Origin of the sequence: Labrys sedimenti (genome assembly GCF_034424805.1) — a bacterium.
Classification (GTDB): Bacteria; Pseudomonadota; Alphaproteobacteria; order Rhizobiales; family Labraceae; genus Labrys; species Labrys sedimenti.
In genome coordinates, this window is sequence record NZ_JAXOUF010000003.1 from 175,644 (window position 1) to 191,104 (window position 15,461).

General features: G+C 64.3%; 16 protein-coding genes. 6 read left to right on the plus strand and 10 right to left on the minus strand.

What is annotated here, in order from left to right:
• The first annotated feature begins 190 nt into the window (after positions 1-190).
• Entirely contained in the window at positions 191-2,062 is a 1,872-nt protein-coding gene (locus U1R88_RS12435) for a bifunctional diguanylate cyclase/phosphodiesterase (RefSeq protein WP_322431491.1), read from the plus strand.
• Between the two features lie 21 nt (positions 2,063-2,083).
• Here the strand turns inward: U1R88_RS12435 and U1R88_RS12440 are convergent, their stop codons facing one another.
• The 6 genes from U1R88_RS12440 to U1R88_RS12465 all read right to left on the minus strand — a co-directional run bounded on the left by U1R88_RS12440 (position 2,084) and on the right by U1R88_RS12465 (position 6,826).
• Complete coding sequence (locus U1R88_RS12440; RefSeq protein ID WP_171127211.1) at positions 2,084-2,662, minus strand: PIN domain-containing protein; 579 nt, start codon at positions 2,660-2,662, stop codon at positions 2,084-2,086.
• Positions 2,652-3,098 (minus strand): MerR family transcriptional regulator, encoded by a 447-nt coding sequence (locus U1R88_RS12445; protein WP_168073943.1) that lies wholly within the window; start codon positions 3,096-3,098, stop codon positions 2,652-2,654. Before U1R88_RS12445 ends, U1R88_RS12440 begins: the two co-directional genes overlap by 11 nt.
• 73 nt (positions 3,099-3,171) lie before the next feature.
• Entirely contained in the window at positions 3,172-4,533 is a 1,362-nt protein-coding gene (locus tag U1R88_RS12450; protein WP_171128051.1) for a tyrosine-type recombinase/integrase, read from the minus strand.
• A gap of 314 nt (positions 4,534-4,847) precedes the next feature.
• On the minus strand, positions 4,848-5,603 hold the full coding sequence (locus U1R88_RS12455; RefSeq protein ID WP_322431493.1) for an SDR family oxidoreductase: 756 nt from the start codon (positions 5,601-5,603) through the stop codon (positions 4,848-4,850).
• A gap of 346 nt (positions 5,604-5,949) precedes the next feature.
• Positions 5,950-6,312, minus strand: coding sequence for a VOC family protein (locus tag U1R88_RS12460; protein ID WP_322431494.1), 363 nt, complete (start codon positions 6,310-6,312; stop codon positions 5,950-5,952).
• A 19-nt stretch (positions 6,313-6,331) separates the two neighbouring features.
• The gene (locus tag U1R88_RS12465) at positions 6,332-6,826 is read right to left on the minus strand and encodes an SRPBCC domain-containing protein (protein ID WP_322431495.1); all 495 of its coding nucleotides are present in this window, start codon (positions 6,824-6,826) and stop codon (positions 6,332-6,334) included.
• Between the two features lie 49 nt (positions 6,827-6,875).
• Here U1R88_RS12465 and U1R88_RS12470 point away from each other — a divergent pair, with 49 nt between their 5' ends.
• Entirely contained in the window at positions 6,876-7,199 is a 324-nt protein-coding gene (locus U1R88_RS12470; RefSeq protein ID WP_322431496.1) for an ArsR/SmtB family transcription factor, read from the plus strand.
• Between the two features lie 77 nt (positions 7,200-7,276).
• Here U1R88_RS12470 and U1R88_RS12475 read toward each other — a convergent pair whose 3' ends face one another.
• Together U1R88_RS12475 and U1R88_RS12480 are read right to left on the minus strand one after the other, a co-directional pair.
• Entirely contained in the window at positions 7,277-8,662 is a 1,386-nt protein-coding gene (locus tag U1R88_RS12475; RefSeq protein WP_322431497.1) for a sensor histidine kinase, read from the minus strand.
• Complete coding sequence (locus U1R88_RS12480) at positions 8,659-9,333, minus strand: response regulator transcription factor (RefSeq protein WP_322431498.1); 675 nt, start codon at positions 9,331-9,333, stop codon at positions 8,659-8,661. Before U1R88_RS12480 ends, U1R88_RS12475 begins: the two co-directional genes overlap by 4 nt.
• Before the next feature lie 345 nt (positions 9,334-9,678).
• Here U1R88_RS12480 and U1R88_RS12485 point away from each other — a divergent pair, with 345 nt between their 5' ends.
• The 3 genes from U1R88_RS12485 to U1R88_RS12495 all read left to right on the plus strand — a co-directional run bounded on the left by U1R88_RS12485 (position 9,679) and on the right by U1R88_RS12495 (position 12,530).
• Positions 9,679-10,269, plus strand: a complete 591-nt coding sequence (locus tag U1R88_RS12485; RefSeq protein ID WP_322431928.1) for a class I SAM-dependent methyltransferase — start codon at positions 9,679-9,681, stop codon at positions 10,267-10,269.
• Between the two features lie 7 nt (positions 10,270-10,276).
• Positions 10,277-10,954, plus strand: coding sequence for a DedA family protein (locus U1R88_RS12490; protein ID WP_322431499.1), 678 nt, complete (start codon positions 10,277-10,279; stop codon positions 10,952-10,954).
• 325 nt (positions 10,955-11,279) lie between these two features.
• Positions 11,280-12,530, plus strand: a complete 1,251-nt coding sequence (locus U1R88_RS12495) for a patatin-like phospholipase family protein (protein ID WP_322431500.1) — start codon at positions 11,280-11,282, stop codon at positions 12,528-12,530.
• A gap of 6 nt (positions 12,531-12,536) precedes the next feature.
• Here U1R88_RS12495 and U1R88_RS12500 read toward each other — a convergent pair whose 3' ends face one another.
• Both U1R88_RS12500 and wrbA read right to left on the minus strand, forming a co-directional pair.
• Complete coding sequence (locus U1R88_RS12500) at positions 12,537-13,730, minus strand: MFS transporter (protein WP_322431502.1); 1,194 nt, start codon at positions 13,728-13,730, stop codon at positions 12,537-12,539.
• A complete protein-coding gene (wrbA, locus tag U1R88_RS12505) occupies positions 13,730-14,356 on the minus strand; it encodes an NAD(P)H:quinone oxidoreductase (RefSeq protein ID WP_322431503.1) in 627 nt (208 codons plus the stop codon). The genes U1R88_RS12500 and wrbA overlap by 1 nt, the downstream gene beginning before the upstream one ends.
• 100 nt (positions 14,357-14,456) lie before the next feature.
• Here wrbA and U1R88_RS12510 point away from each other — a divergent pair, with 100 nt between their 5' ends.
• Complete coding sequence (locus U1R88_RS12510) at positions 14,457-15,365, plus strand: LysR family transcriptional regulator (RefSeq protein ID WP_322431505.1); 909 nt, start codon at positions 14,457-14,459, stop codon at positions 15,363-15,365.
• Positions 15,366-15,461 lie beyond the last annotated feature (96 nt).

The following is a 15,461-nucleotide window of genomic DNA, read 5'->3' on the forward strand; positions in this document are numbered from 1 at the left end:
TCTCACTCTAGGGGTGTTGCGGGGTGTCCCCGCAGAAGGGGTCGGTCGAGACGAAAGGCTTGGCCCCAGGGGAAGGCTTTCCCCTCCAGCGATGATTACCTCTATGTTTATCTTGTTGGGTAAGCCGAACTTCACATCTTACGACTATTATAGTCGCATCCCTAAGTGTCAGTTGAGTTGGACGGCGACCGTGTTGTTGCATATCCAGAACAAGATATTGCGGATGATCGCCAACAGCGAACCTGTGGCTGACACGGCGCGCGAACTCTGTGCCGACATTGAGACACTGATGTCTGGCGTGATCTGCTCGATCCTGACGGTCGATCAGGCCGGACTTTTGCATCCGCTCGCAGCGCCGAGTCTGCCTGCGGACTATTCTTCTGCACTGGATGGGATGATGGTCGGCCCGGAGGTCGGGTCCTGCGGCGCTGCGGCTTATCTGCGCGAACCCGTCATCATCGAGGATATCCGACGTGATCTGCGCTGCGCCCGCTCCATGGGACTCATAGAAGGCCTTGGCGTGAGCGGATGCTGGTCCTTCCCTGTCGTCAACGCGGGCGGTGACGCCATTGCCGTCATCGGCTTCTACAGCGAGCAAGCGCGCTCGCCGAGCGCTTCTGAGCGCGCGCTGGCGGACGCCTGTGTCGATCTCTGTGGTCTCGCGCTTCAGCGGCATGAGCGAGCCGTCGACCGCGAGCGCCGCGCGAACATAGACGCGCTGACCGGACTTCCCAACCGCTCGGGCTACAACGTCGCGATGGCGCAGATTCCGTGTGACGTCCCGGGGGCCTGGGCCCTCTTCATTATCGACCTCGATAATCTGAAGATCGTAAACGACACGTTCGGCCATCTGGCCGGTGATGCTCTCATCAAGGCGGCGGGGACCCGGATCGCGCGGGCGATGGCGCCGGACGTCAGCTTCCGGCTGGGCGGCGATGAATTCGCCGTCATCATTCAGAACCCCGGCTCACTCGCCGATCTGAATGCGGCGGCGGAACGCGTGCTGACAGGATTGGAGCGCAGCGCCGATTGCGAGGGGCATGCCGTGGCGCCTCGTGCGACGATCGGCGGCGCGGTTCTGGGTGTCTCCGAACGGAGTGCCATGGCGGTCAACGAGGCCGCGGATTTCGCGCTCTATCACGCCAAGGAGACCGGGCGCGGCGGCTTCGTGCGCTACTGGCCGGGAATCGGCACGCGGATCACGCGGCGCCGGGACGCGATACGCGATGTGGCCGATGCGCTCGCCGATGATCGCATGGAAACGCATTACCAACCGATCGTCGGTCTCGATACGGGCGAGATCGTCGGGCTCGAGGCGCTCTGCCGCATGCGCACCGTGACGGGTGAACTCGTCAGTGCCCTCGCTTTTCGGGAAGCGACCAGCGACGCCCATATCGCTGCGGAGCTTACGCAACGTGTTGCGGTGACGGTTGCGCGGGACATCGCCTTCTGGCGGGATCGGGGTCTGGTTGTCCAGCAGGTCGGCCTCAATGTTTCGACCGCCGATTTCTATACGGGCAGCCTGGCTCAGAAACTCGAAGACGCCTTCGGTCGCGCTGGCGTCCCGCTCGGCGGTTTGATCGTCGAAGTGAGTGAGGACGCATGTATCGGCCGAAGTGATCGCGTCGTAGCACGAGAGATAGAGGCATTGCGCGCTGCAGGCGTCCGCGTGGCGCTGGACGATTTCGGTACTGGCCACGCGTCATTGACGCACCTGTTGAATATGCCGGTCGACATCATCAAGATCGATCAGGCGTTTATCGGCCGTCTATGGCCGGACGATCCGAGCTTGGTGATCGTGGAGGGCTTGATCGATATCGCCCGCCGCCTCGGTATCGAGATCATCGCCGAAGGGATCGAGACCGAGGTGCAAGCAAGCCAACTCTGGTCTATGGGCTGCAAGATCGGCCAGGGGTACGCCTTCGCGCGCGCCGGTGACCGCGATGCGACGGCGACCCTACTTCGCCGCCACGCCAACGGCGTTGAGGGCGCGACGCCTCTTTTCGCCTATGGTTCGGCGGACAGCACGCCGCAATCAAGGCGGCGCGCCGCTGCATCGTGAACGCCGCAGTGCATCGTACGTCTAGCGAAGGCGCGCGGCGTGTCGTCGAAGGATGGATGTGAAGGCGACGAGGCCATGGCGTTCGAGCGCGTCCACGAATTCGGTAACGGATGGCGTCGTGCGCCTGAGGTTTTCCCGAGCCCGCGCGATACTACTGAGAAGGGCTTTCGGATAGGCTCGGTGCAGGGCCGAAAGGAAGGCGTCGGGCGACACTGCGGCGATTCCGTGAGGGGCGATCTGCGGAGCGGGGAAATCCTTCAGGTTCCAAGTCACGATCGTCTCGGCACCGCCAGCGATCGCGGCCGCAAGCACATGCCGGTCATCCGGATCGGGCAAGGAAAGGCTCGGGATCAGGCTCCGATGGTTGGCGACATTGGCGTCAGGCAGGACGGCTTTCATCATGTCGCGGGTGGTCTCGAAGCGCGCGACCGGTGTGCCGGGGGAATTGGCGGCCAGATTGCGTATCCATTCCGCGTGAATGTCGTCGGTCCAGCGCGCGGCAACTAAGCCATCGAAGGCGCACTGGATCAGGACGTTGCGCAGATGGAAGGGATAGAGGACGCAGGCGTCGTAGACCGCGATGGGCGGTCTAGAGGCCATGGTTGACGACAAGATCCTCTGTGTCCTCAGCCAGGGCGTCCATCGCCTTCTGGCGGGCGTCCAGCGTCTCCTTCAAGGCCAGCACGTCCTTCAGCGATGCCCGGCGGTGCTTTCCGACGTAGCGGAACGGCAGATCGCCGATGTCCATGCGATGGACGACGAGCGGACGCGAGATGCCCAGGATCACCGATGCGTCGGTCGGGCTCAGCTCTTGATCTTCCGTGAGCACGGCGACCCTCTCGCCGTTCAGCAGGCGAGACAGCAGCGTCTCGACGGCGCTGATGGCGGCCGGCGGAAGGGACAGGGTCTGCTCCCGTCCATCGCGACGCCGCACATGCAGCTCCACGTGATCGCCCTCTGCCAAGGTTGGCAGAGGCGTCACGGTCTTGCGGTCGCGGTCGGACAGACCGGCGAACTGAACCACTTGGCTGGCCATGATCGTGTCTCCTGACCATCCAATATAAGGGGTGCGGGGCTTAACTGCAATAACTGAAACCCCCATCGCGCGATCAAGCTGCAAGCAACTGCTCCGCGTCCTCGGCCGTGTCCTGTTCCGTAGCGGCGGCCTTCTGGAGGAACCGCGCAAGGGCGGCTTTCCGTGAGTCGCGGTCCAGGGCGTAGGCCGTCTGTTTGAACTCGATCCCATCCAGAAGCCCCTGAATGTAGCCCGAGATAGTGTCGGCGGCCATGATGAGCGCGGTATCGAGCGTATGGATGTAGTTGCTCGTGACCGATCCCTTCGCATGCCCCACCAGCGCGGCGATCGTGACTTCGGTGAAGCCGAGATCGTTGGCGATACTGGCGAAGCTGTGCCGCAGGACGTGTGGGGTGATGTCGGCGAGCGCGGTGTCCGCGAATATCTGCTCCCAATGGTTGGGGAAGCTCCCGAACGCATTGTCATCGCCTTGGCCGGGGAAGACGTAGGTGCCGCTCCGCTCTTTCCGGCGCGCTTCGAGATACTCTACGACAGGTAGGCCGATAGGGCGGATCGAGCTTCCTTCCTTGCTGTCGATCAGGCGGAGGCAGCTTGAATCCGTATCAGCCTCGGTCCAAGCCAAGGTGATCATTTCGGTCCGACGGCATCCGGTCAGTGCGAGCTGCCGGATGATGTCGACCGACAACTCATACTTCTCGTTGGCGGCGGCTTTGGTCAGGATGTCACCGAGCAGGCGATATTCGGCTTCGGTCAGGCGCCGTCCGCGTACATTGTCCTTCGGCCGCCGAACGCCGTGGACGGGATTGATGTCGATGATGCCTGCTTCAACCGCGTAGGTGAGGATGCCGCCGAACAGCCCGATCGTGCGGGTAGCCGTTCCGGCGCCGCCGCGTACGATGGCGCGGCCGCGCAGCTTCTTCGTCTTGACGCTGCAGCGGGTCTTGCCGGCCATAATGTCTTTCAGGGCCTTCGTGATGTCGGCCTTCACGAGGTCCTTGACCCTCCGAGTGCCAAGCAAGGGCACGATGTGGCGCTCGATGCGTCCTGTATCCGAGAGGATCGTGCTCGCCTTCTTTGGCCGGCCACCCTTACCCAGGATGAGGCCAGCCTTGAGATCAGCGACGTAGAGGTCACACAGCTCCTTGACGGTGATCGCCTTGTTGTCGAGCTGCTTCTCCTCGGCGGGATCTTCACCCTGAGCAATGCGGCCCAGTTGGACCTTCGCTTCCTGGCGCGCGCGCTCGGGCGTCCAGATGCCATGCAAACCGATGGTGAACCGACGCGAACGCTTGCCGAGGCGATACTGGATGACGTAGCTGCGCTTGCCCGACGTGAAGACGCGGAGGCCGAAGCCGGGGAGTTCGTCGTCCCAGATGACGTAATCTTTGGAGCGGCTTTCAGCGGCGTCAACGACTCTTTTTGTGAGCTTAGACATGGGCTTTCTCCGACCCAACAGCGCTCTCTCGCGTAAGCACCACGTAAGCAAGCGGGCGAAAACTGTGGCGAGACAAAGCGTACCTCCGGCGGAAGGCGAAAGCAAATTCTTTAGCGATTACAGTGAGATAGGCGGTCATCGGCGGTTCCTGGCGTTTATTGGCGGAGCCAGCGATAATCCCTCCGAAGGCAAAGGTCGCACGTTCGAATCGTGCTGGGTGCGCCATTTCTCCCTTTCGCGATGATCTGCAGCCGCTCGAGACATTCCCGGGCGGCAAGGCTTGTTGATTGCAGGCGATGCGGCGAACCGTCGGCTCAGCCCGGATTCATGGCGGCGAAGACGGTCCCGTAGCGGCCGTCCCGCTCGGCCCAGCGGCGATCGCGATCGCGTTCGACCAACACCTCGCCTCGGGGATGGTCACCTTGTTCGAGCAACTGCATCACCTCGGCGACATAGGCATCGACGGGCATCGCGCGCGGATCGGAAGCCTGCTGGCTACCGGTGAGCTCTGTCTGCACATAGGGCGGCGCCAGTTCGAGCACCTCAACGGGCACCTTGCGAAGCTGGTGGCGCAGGGACTGGAGCCAGGAATGCAGGAAGGCCTTGCTGGCGCAGTAGGTCGGGAAGTCGGCGCGCGGTACGAAAGCAAGATTGGAGCTGGTCGCCAGGATCGCCGCGTCCGCCTGTCCCTTCAGGATCGGCAGGAGCGCCGCCGTCACGCGCAACACGCCCAGGATGTTGGTCTCCACGATCGCCTCGGCATCGCCGGCGTCCCAACCGTCCGCCGCCACGTTCTCGGCGCGCGAGACGCCGGCATTGGCGATGAGCATGTTGAGCTCGGGAAAGCGTCCGCGAACCTCGCTCGCGAGGCGTGACAGGGAGCCGGGATCGGCGAGGTCGAGCGGCAGCCCCACCAGGCCGGGCCGGCTTGCCGTGATCCGGTCAAGCAGGTCTTGGCGCCGCCCCGTCACGATGACGCGGTTGCCGCGCTGGTGGAAGGCTTCGGCGAGTGCGCGGCCGATGCCGCTGGTGCCGCCGGTGACGAGGATGGTGTTGCCGGTCATCTTCATGGGTACTCCGTCTCCGTTGAGCTGGGGGCACGGAAAAGCTGCCGCCGAGCCCGCGGGCCGCGTGCGATCCCGGGCAGGCATCAAGCATCGAGGCGAGGCTGGGCCGCGCCGGGATGGATGCCCCGGACGAGTGCGGGAACGCGAAGCAGGAGAGGGATGGCATGACCGTGGCGCCCTGTTGAATCGAGATCTCCCTGCTGGGACCCTCTCGACAAAGGACGCGTTGGATGACGGTAACGCCTACGGCAGCGTCATGACTGTGGCTGCAAGCCTTCCCCTAATATGACGCGTCGCAGCGGTCAAGGCGCCTCAACGCGAGTCGCGAGCGAGGCCGTTGGTCCTGGGGTCACCAGGCGTTCGGCTCACGCACCATGTGGACGATATTGGCGGGGTTGGTAATCCAGCCCCCCTTGAACCCGTCCGGCAGGGGCTCGATAGCGTCGCAGCGGACCACGCCGGCGCGGGACAGATGGTCGGCCGCCGTGTCGAAATTGTCCGTGAACAGCTCCAGCCAGATCTCGGCCTGGCTCAGCATTGGCGCCTCGTCGAGCCACAATTTGTTGGGGCCGAGTTCGAAGCCGATGGCGGGTGCCTTGTCGGTGATCGGCTTCAGGCCGACCACATCGCGATAGAACGCCACCGTGGCCTGATATTGATGAGGTGGGACCTTCATGGCGATGTCGATGCCGCCATAGATGTTCGCAGCCATGCTTGCTTCCTTTGTCTTGTCAGGGGGATGTGCAGCGCGGCTCGCTCGCCGGCACGCCGGCCAACTCGCTGCGATAATAGCCCTCGCGCAAATTGATGCCGTGTTCGAGGAACGCCTTCAGGCAGCACAGCATCTGCGACCATCCCTCGCAGTTGATATAGGAGGCGCGCTGGCCCTGGGCGTCCTCGCGCCAGCCCGTCTCGGCAATGGTGACCAGCGTGGCGTCGTTTTCCAGCGCCTGGAAATTCATCTCGATATGAGTCTTGTAGAGCACCACGCCATCGGCGGATTTGGGCCCATCCCAGCGCAATACGATGCGGCTGTCGGCCACCACTTCGTCCACCTCGACGGGAACCTCGCCCCACCACACCACCGTCGCGCCGGTCACCAGCGGCGCGCTGGCGCCGCCCACCGTGGTGAAATAGGCGCTGAGCTTGCCGGGGTTGACCACGGCGTCGAATACCTCGCGAACCGGCCTTGAGATCCGCCCGGAGACCCTGAATTCCGGCTTCATCGCGTTTCTCCCTGTTGCAGGAGGCGACAATATGTTATAAATTTATAACATGTCAAGCGAACTCAAAGAAGACCTGGTTTTCAAGGCATTGGCCCATCCGCGCCGGCGGGCCATGCTCGACCACCTCAAGGAGGAGGCGCGCACCACCGGCATGCTCTGCGAAGCCTTTGCGGATATGGATCGCTGCACCGTCATGCAGCATCTCAAAGTGCTGGAGGAGGCCGATCTGGTCATCGTCAGGCGGGAAGGGCGCGAGCGCTGGAACCACCTCAACGCGCTGCCGATCAAGCGCATCCACGACCGCTGGATCAGCGGCTATGCCACCCAAGCCCTCACCATTCTCGACAAGCTCAAGGCCGATCTGGAGGGGTGAGCTTGTGGCCGCAGATGCGCCCGCCGGCCTTGAACGTTATCCTCAAGGCGAGCGCGGGTCGACGAATGAGCGGTCGCTCAAGACGGCGCCGTTCTCTCAGCCTGTCGGGATGCCAGGGGCAGGTCGATTTCCAGGCAGGCGCCGCCCGTGCGGTTGTTGGATGCGGCGATATGGCCGCCATGCAGGCGCACGATCTCGCGCACGAGGTTGAGACCGAGCCCCGCGCCGCGACCGTCCTGGCGCAGGCGATGAAACGGCTCGAAAATCCGTTCGGTTTCCGCAACGGGAATGCCGTCACCTTCGTCGCAGACCTCGATGCGGCCGCCGCGGTCGACGCGCACGCTGATGGTGCCACGGCGTCCGCCATGATCGATGGCGTTCTGGACGAGATTGGTCAGCGCCCGCTCGAGCGAGGTCTGGTCGCCGTTAATCAGGATCGGCCCGTCGTCGGCCTTGAAGTCCATCTCATAGCCGGCGGCAAAGGCCAGGGGGGCGAGATCGACGATCACCCTTTGGGCGAGCGCGGCGAGATCGACCGCCGTCGTCGGCCTGTCCTGCTGGTCCAGGCGCTGGAAATCGAGCAATTGCCCCGTCAGCACAGCCAGCCGATTGGCATCTTCCAGAAGCCGGCTTTTCTCCGCACCCGACGGCAGCGAAGCGATGCGGGTGGTCAGGATGGCGATCGGCGTTCGCAGCTCATGTGCCGCGTCCGCGAGAAAGCGCTGATGCCGTTCATAGCCATTGTCGAGGCGAACCAATGCGTCATTGACGGCCTTGACCAGAGGCAGGATCTCGGCGGGCACGCCAGACAGAGGCAGACGGACGCCGCGCTGGGCGATGTCGATGCGCTCGGCCTGCATTGCCGCCGCGCCGAGCCCCTTCAGCGCCCGTCGCACCACGATCGGTGTGACGATCAGGGTGACCAGCGCCATCAGCACGAAGAGCGGTCCGATCACGGTGGCCGAACTCAGCGATACGCCCCAGAACAGATGTTGCCAGGACATATGGCCTTGCGTGCCCGTGAGGATCTGCACGCGGCCGGCGGCGCTCTCGACCCATTTGAGCACGGCATCCGGCTTGTCGATGCCGGGCTGGTCCTCGCCGAGCCGCATCTGCTGGATAAGGCCGATGTCGGCCACGATCGCGGCGTAGTCGGCGGGAACTGTGCCTTCTTTCAGTTCCCGGCCCTGCTTGTCTCGGATGACGAACCACAAATCGGGGGCATCCTCCCGCAATCGTGCCAAATCGCCGGTTTTCGCCAGAGCGAGCCCACCATCCGCCTGGCGGACCACGGCATCGCGAAGCACATCAAGGGCACTGTCTTCATAGGCATCTACAATGCGTGCCGTACCCCAGACCGCAAAGACCAGGATCACCACGATGAGTGTGAGCATGACGGTCTGGAAGGCAACCAGCCGTTTGACCAGGCGCCAGCGCAAAGAGGGCGGGGCGGTGGCGATCATGGCGTCTCGCGCAGGAGATAGCCGACGCCGCGAATGCCGTTGATGGTGACGCCGGCGTCGGCGTCGGCAAGCTTGCGGCGCAAGCGTGAAACATGGGTATCGAGTGCGTTGGACTGGATTTCGTCATCCATGCCGAACACCGCTTCCATCAGGAAGGAGCGCAGCACCATGCGCCCCGTGCGTCGCACCAAGGCTGCCAGCACCAGCAGTTCCCGCCGTGGCATTTCCAGCGGGATGCCGGCAACGCTGGCCTCCTGATGAGTGAAGTCGAAGCAGAGCCGCCCAACCCGCACCACGTGGGACTGCAGATGGGCGGGGCGGCGCAGCAAGGCCCGCAGCCGTGCCAGCAATTCCTCGAATGCGAAGGGCTTACCAAGATAGTCATCGGCGCCGTGTTCCAGCCCGGCGACACGATCGGGCAGGTCGCCCCGGGCGGTCAGCACCAGTACCGGCAGGGCATTGCCGCTGGCGCGCAAGGTGGGAATCAGCGACAGGCCGTCACCGTCCGGCAGCTGACGATCGAGCAGCATGGCATCATGCACGCGATCGGAGAGCACGCCTTCGGCGGCGGCAATGCTCGAGACATGGTCGACGATCATGTCGTGGCGAACCAGGGCGGAGCGCAAGGCCGACACCATCTCCGGTTCGTCCTCTACCAGCAATACCCGCATTGTCCGTTCCGCCTTTTCTGTTCCGTTCATATCATTTCGCGCAGAAGCACATTACGCCGCCAGCATTGCATCAACCTTGCAGAGAAATCTCGCGCCCCCGGCGGACAACGGACCGGAAGCGCCCCGGCGACAGGCTCCCGCAACCCAGGCATGGGACCAGTTGGTAATCGATTCGGTCACCTGAGAACCCATCGGAACCCCCTCGGCCGGTCGATCGCCCGTTCATTGGGAACGGGAACAGTCCTCATACCGTGGATGACCCGAGAATGTTATCGAGATTGATCGGCCGACCCGTCGCGCAGAGCTTCGATCCCGCCGAGCCTCTCCTGCCCAAGGGAGATCATGATGCCGGTTTCTGACGCATTGCCATTCTTCCGGGCCTGGATCAGCAACCCGCTTCGCGTGGCTGCCGTGGCTCCCTCCGGCAACGCCGTGGCCTCCCTGATGACGCAGGAGATCACGCCAAGGACCGGGCCGATTCTGGAGCTTGGCCCCGGCACGGGCCCCTTCACCCAGGCTCTGCTCGAGCGGGGTGTGCCGGAGCAGAACATCACCTTGGTGGAATATGACGCGACCTTCGCGCGCCTGCTCGGCCGCCGCTTTCCCCTGGCCCGGGTGTTCCACATGGATGCGGCGGAACTGGCAACGACCAGTCTCGATGTCGGCGCACCGGTTGGCGCTGTGATCAGCGGGCTCGGCATCCTGGCGATGCCTTCGGACAAGGCTTCGGCCATTCTCACCGGCGCTTTCGCCTGCATGGCTCTCGGCGGGGCCTTCTATCAGATCACCTACGGTCCGCGCTGCCCGGTTAGGCGGGAAATTCTCGACGGCCTGGGCCTCGAGGCCGAGCGTACCGGCTGGACCATACGCAATCTTCCACCAGCGTCTGTCTATCGGATCAGGCGGCGCCGGTCCCTACTGCCGTCCGGGCTGTGAACCGGTCATGGAGATGTCTCCCGCCATCGTCGCGATGCTCGGTTTCGGCCTCGCCGGCATTACCTGTCTGGCCATCGCGGAAAAATTCCTGCCGGTCATACCTTCCTACATATTGCTGATGTTTCTGGGCATGGCAGCGCGCGATGGCCCCGCGCTCGCGGCCATGGTGATCGCCACCACGGTCGGGTCGACGATCGGGTCCGTGGGCTGGTATGGATTGGGCCGAACTCTCGGCCCGCACCGGGTGGAAACCCTGGTGGCCGCCTACGGACGTTTCGTTCTGCTGCCGCTGCCTTTGTATCTGCGTCTGGTCGAGCGCTATCGGCGCAATCAGTTTTGGGCAACCCTGGTCGGCCATACGATTCCGACCGTCCGCGTCTATCTCGGCCTGCCTGCTGGTGTATTCCGACTTGAACTGCGTCGGTTCATCCTGGCGGCCCTGCTCGGCAGTCTGGCCTGGAATATCCCATTCCTGAGTTTGGGCTTCATACTGAAGGGCAGCGACCGTGATCCCCTCAGTCTAGGCCTTCTGGTCGCAATCGTGCTCGTCGGCGGTGAGTTCGCCATCCTTTGGGGAGTACGCCAGGTGCGACGGATGGAGCGCGTCCGGCTCGAACGGCTCGATGAGATAAGGCGTAGGGCGGATCATGACCGGCCAGCCCCTGCCCGCGACGGGCGCTCTTAAAAAAACGCAGCGCCGGCGATCATGCAAGGCTCCTGCAATTGAGGGCCCGGAAAGTCGGTGTCGCTCCCTGCCAGCCCCCGCGCTGCGGAGGGCTGTTGCAGCGTTCCCGAATGCGATGATGATTGCCCCTCCTTCACGGCGCCCCGCCTCCCGCCGATCATCCCTGGTCACCGCACGCCGGTCACACCTGGTGGTGTTTCTGGCGCTGGCTTGCCTGCTTGCCGGGTGCGCAGCACCGGATACGCGGCCAACCAATACACCGCTCGGACTCGTCACGGGCTCCATCCCGGCAAGCAGCCCAGCGCGGGGAGGCGATGTTGCAATCGTGCTCACCATTTCCGGTGGTGGCGCCCGTTCGGCCTCTTTCGGCTACGGCGTGCTCGCCAGCCTCGCCCAAACGCCCTCGACCGTCGCCGGCCGTAGCCTGGCCGATGATGTCGCCGTGGCGGCGGGCGTGTCGGGAGGCGCCATGCTGGCTTCCTATTTCGCTCTGCATGGGCCGGCGGGATTGCCCGGCTTTCGGCGCGATTTCCTGGCGCGCAATGCCGAGGCCTCGCTGCGCACCAGCCTGAGCCCGACCAATCTGCTGCGCGGTTATCGCGGCGGCGTCAACGATCGCAACGGCTTGCCGCCATGGCTGGATGCCAATCTCTATCATGGCGCCACGCTGGGGATGCTGGATCGACCTGGCCGCCCCCGATTGGTGATCCATGCCACCGACCTCTACAACCGTGCGCCCTTCATCTTCGACCGAACATCCTTTGCCGCCATCTGCAGCAATTTCGACGATTACCCCCTTGCCTATGCGGTGGCGGCATCCGCGGCGGTACCCGTTGCCTTTGCGCCCATCACGCTGCGCAATTATCGTTCGAGCTGCCCGGCCGATGCCGAGGTTGTCCCGGCAGCCGGCGCAAAGGCGGACATCCGTGCCCAATCGTTGGTTGAGCAGCAATATCGGGAGGCGCTCGATCGCTATCGCAGTGCCGGGGATCTCAACTTCCTCAAGCTCTATGATGGCGGGCTCGTTGACGGCATCGGCACGTCGGCGCTCCTGCATCTCCTGAACCGGGGGGCACCTGAACCGCTGCCGGCGGAGACGGCGAGCCGGGTTCGGCACCTGCTGTTCATCGTCGTGGATGCCTCCACCCGTCTTGGTGGCAATCTTTCCGAGACGTCGGACAGCCCCTATGCCAAGGACGCGATCGTGGCGGCGACCGATGCCCTGATGAACATTCCCAATCTCCAGAGCTTCGACGAACTACGCCGCCGCCTGCCGTCCTGGCGGCGGGAACTGATGAGATGGCGTTGCCGCGGAACAACTCACCTCACCTGTCGCGACCTCGATGTCGCGATCATCCGGGTCACCCTCGCGGATGTTCAGGAGCCTGCCATGGCGCGGCGAATCCTCGCCTTGCACAACACGCTCGCCCTCAAGCCCGAGGATACGGTCTTCCTGAGCGATCTTGGCAGCAGCCTTCTCGCCCGGCAGCCCGGCTATCAGCGTTTCCTGGCACGTCTACGCCGGCGGTCGAATTCGGTTGCTCTCGCAAGCACCGATGCTGATTTGTCGCCGTGACAACCCTCATGACCTCGTTGTCGCCCGGCTGAGGACCAGGGCGACGACGATGGCTGCGATGGCCGCCACAATGACGAGCAGGCCGGCCGATCGCCAGCCATAGGCATCGATGAGCCCACCCACGGCGACCGACCCCGCCACTTGGCCGAGGCTGCTGCCTTGCATGGCGAGGCCGACCACGATGGGAGCCAGGGATGTGGCGGGCGCCACGACAGGTGCGGAGGACAGCAATGTCGCCGGGATGATGCCGCCCACGGCCGAGAACAGGATGCACAGCAGCAGCGTCGGGCCGTCCGGAAAGATCTGCAGGAACACGCTGGGCGCGGTGATTCCCATCACCAGGCTGGCGCCCGCGATCAGGATGGCGCGGCCGGCACCACGTGAAAGGAGAAAGCCTGCCGCGAGATTGCCGATGATGTTCGATGCGCTTGCCAGGGCGCTCAGCATGCCGGCGGCACCGTAACTCAAGCCCATATGCTGCATCAGCAGCACAGGCAGGAAACTGAACAGGGCAAAGAACATCAGGCTGTAGAGAGCAAAGCACAAGGCAAGCAGTGGGGCCCCGCCGGCCGTCACCACGGCAAGGACATCCCGGCCGAGGTGCTGCGGCGGAGGCGCACTCGACTGCTGTCCGCCCGGCACGGTGAGCAAGGCCGCCACGATAGCAAGGCATGCGATGATCGCACCGGACCACCAGATGGCACGCCAGTCGCTGAAAAGCGGGCCGGCGAGCATGGCGAGGGCCATGCCGGCCGGCATGAAACAACTCCACACGGCAAAAGCGAGATCGCGCCGCCCGACCGGGCAGATCCGGTTCAGGATGGCGGGACCTGCCACCGTGACCATCAGGAACCCGAGGCCTTCGACGATGCGTGAAGCGACCAGTGCACCATAGTGGGAGGCAAGGGCACCGAGGCCGCTGCCGGTTGCGATGGCGCCCAGGCCCAGCAAGAGCACGCGGCGATCCCCGAAACCTGTGATGATCGCACCCGTCGGTACGCCGCCAACCAGGCTGAGCAAGGCAAAGATCCCGGCCAGCCAGCCAATGGCGCCAAAGGTAAGGCCGAGATCGGCCTGCAGCATGGGCGTGGCGATCAGCGCCTTGCCGACCTGCAGCGAGGCTGCGATGCCGCAGGCGACCACCACCACCATGGCCGGCCAGGCCGTGGTGGTGCTGGGCAGCGGGATGGTCGTGACCATCAGGCCGCCTCCTGGAGCCGCGCGGCAGCAAGGGCCCGGGCGAGATTGGCGACATGGCGCCCCTGGAAGCGCGCGCCGTCGAGTTCGTTGGCGCTGGGTTCGCGATTGCCGCCGCGACCGTCATCGGCCAGCGTCGAAGCGCCGTAGGGTGAACCGCCAGTGATCTCGTCCATGCGCGACTGGCCCTGGAAGGTATAGGGCAGGCCTGCAACCACCATACCCAGATGCAGCAAGGCGATATGGGTGGACAGGATCGTGGCCTCCTGCCCGCCATGTTGGCTGCCGGTGGAGGTAAAGACGCTGCCGACGCGCCCGACCAGCGCGTTGCGCGCCCACAGCCCCCCGGCTTGATCGAGAAAGTTCTTCATCTGCGCCGCCATCATGCCGAAACGTGTCGGCGTGCCGAAGATGATGGCATCATGGTCGGCCAGTTCGGCAACGTCGGCAATTGCTGCGCGCTGGTCTAGCTTGTAGCCGGCGCGGATGGCGACGGCGTTGGGCACGATTTCCGGCACCCGTTTCACCATGGCGCGTGCGCCGGTTTCACGCACGCCTTCGGCCACCGCATCCGCCATGGTCTCGATATGGCCGTAGGAGGAATAGTACAGCACCAGCACGGACGTCATCGTCAACTCCTCGTCATTTCCTGGATGGCGGGAGAATGGCATTTCTGGCTTATCGATCGGAGTGATATAATTGGCATCAAACTGATCGAAAGAATTGATCATGATCGATGCTCTTACCTTGGATCAACTGCGCACCTTCGTGACGGTCGTTGACAGCGGCAGCTTCCGCTCTGGGGCTGTCAGGCTCTCGCGCGTCCAATCGGCGGTGAGCCATGCCATCGCCAATCTGGAGGCCGAACTCGGGCTGGCCCTGTTCGATCGCACCGGTCATCGCCCGGTGCTGACCGGCGAGGGCAAGGCGCTGCTGGCCAATGCCCGTGACATCCTTCTGCGCGTCGACGCCATGCGTGCCCGTGCCCGAGGATTGGGCGAGGGGGTGGAACTCGAACTTTCGCTGGTGGTGGACACGCTGTTTCCGGTTGCCTGGGTCGGCGAGGCGCTCAGGGTGATGCGACAGGACTACCCTTCTGTCGCGATCCGCCTGGCCTTCGAGCCCCTGGGTGGCCCGCTCACGGCCCTGCTGGCCGGGCGCAGCACGCTGGCTGTGATCACCGGTGAGAATTTCCGCGATCCGCGCGTGGTGCTGCAGGGCCTCGCCTCGATCGAAATCGTGGCGGTTGCCGCGGCGGGACACCCGCTGGCCACTCGGATCGACGAGCAGGCGATCGAGGTCGCCGAACTCGCCGATCATCTGCAGATCGTCCAGGTGGATCCAACCACCCTGACACAGGGGCGGGATTTCGGCGTGTTGTCGCCGCAGACCTGCCGCGTCGGCAGCCAGGACACCAAACACGCCATGATCCTGGCGGGATTGGGGTGGGGGCGCCTCCCCTCCTGGCAGGTGGAACGGGATCTGCGGGAAGGCCGTCTTGTGCGGCTGCACACGAAGGATCTGGGTCGCCATGCCAAAGTGGGCACGCAGGCCTATCTCGCCCATCGTCTCGATGAGCCGCTCGGGCCGGCCGCCCGCGCCTTCGGCAGGGCGATCGAGCTCATTGCCGCAGCGTAGGGCATCATGCCGAAAGGTGGCTGTCGGCTTTCGGCAAAAACGATGCGGCAGCCATAGGCCGTGGCGCCGGCATCGATTCCGGAGCCGGATTCGATG

Excerpts from the sequence above, each read along its gene's own strand:
- U1R88_RS12440 (WP_171127211.1), bottom strand. The coding sequence starts at position 2,662 with ATGGCCTCTAGACCGCCCATCGCGGTCTACGACGCCTGCGTCCTCTAT.
- U1R88_RS12445 (WP_168073943.1), bottom strand. The coding sequence starts at position 3,098 with ATGGCCAGCCAAGTGGTTCAGTTCGCCGGTCTGTCCGACCGCGACCGC.
- U1R88_RS12450 (WP_171128051.1), bottom strand. The coding sequence starts at position 4,533 with ATGTCTAAGCTCACAAAAAGAGTCGTTGACGCCGCTGAAAGCCGCTCC.
- U1R88_RS12455 (WP_322431493.1), bottom strand. The coding sequence starts at position 5,603 with ATGAAGATGACCGGCAACACCATCCTCGTCACCGGCGGCACCAGCGGC.
- U1R88_RS12460 (WP_322431494.1), bottom strand. The coding sequence starts at position 6,312 with ATGGCTGCGAACATCTATGGCGGCATCGACATCGCCATGAAGGTCCCA.
- U1R88_RS12465 (WP_322431495.1), bottom strand. The coding sequence starts at position 6,826 with ATGAAGCCGGAATTCAGGGTCTCCGGGCGGATCTCAAGGCCGGTTCGC.
- U1R88_RS12470 (WP_322431496.1), top strand. The coding sequence starts at position 6,876 with ATGTCAAGCGAACTCAAAGAAGACCTGGTTTTCAAGGCATTGGCCCAT.
- U1R88_RS12475 (WP_322431497.1), bottom strand. The coding sequence starts at position 8,662 with ATGATCGCCACCGCCCCGCCCTCTTTGCGCTGGCGCCTGGTCAAACGG.
- U1R88_RS12480 (WP_322431498.1), bottom strand. The coding sequence starts at position 9,333 with ATGCGGGTATTGCTGGTAGAGGACGAACCGGAGATGGTGTCGGCCTTG.
- U1R88_RS12485 (WP_322431928.1), top strand. The coding sequence starts at position 9,679 with ATGCCGGTTTCTGACGCATTGCCATTCTTCCGGGCCTGGATCAGCAAC.
- U1R88_RS12490 (WP_322431499.1), top strand. The coding sequence starts at position 10,277 with ATGGAGATGTCTCCCGCCATCGTCGCGATGCTCGGTTTCGGCCTCGCC.
- U1R88_RS12500 (WP_322431502.1), bottom strand. The coding sequence starts at position 13,730 with ATGGTCACGACCATCCCGCTGCCCAGCACCACCACGGCCTGGCCGGCC.
- wrbA (WP_322431503.1), bottom strand. The coding sequence starts at position 14,356 with ATGACGTCCGTGCTGGTGCTGTACTATTCCTCCTACGGCCATATCGAG.
- U1R88_RS12510 (WP_322431505.1), top strand. The coding sequence starts at position 14,457 with ATGATCGATGCTCTTACCTTGGATCAACTGCGCACCTTCGTGACGGTC.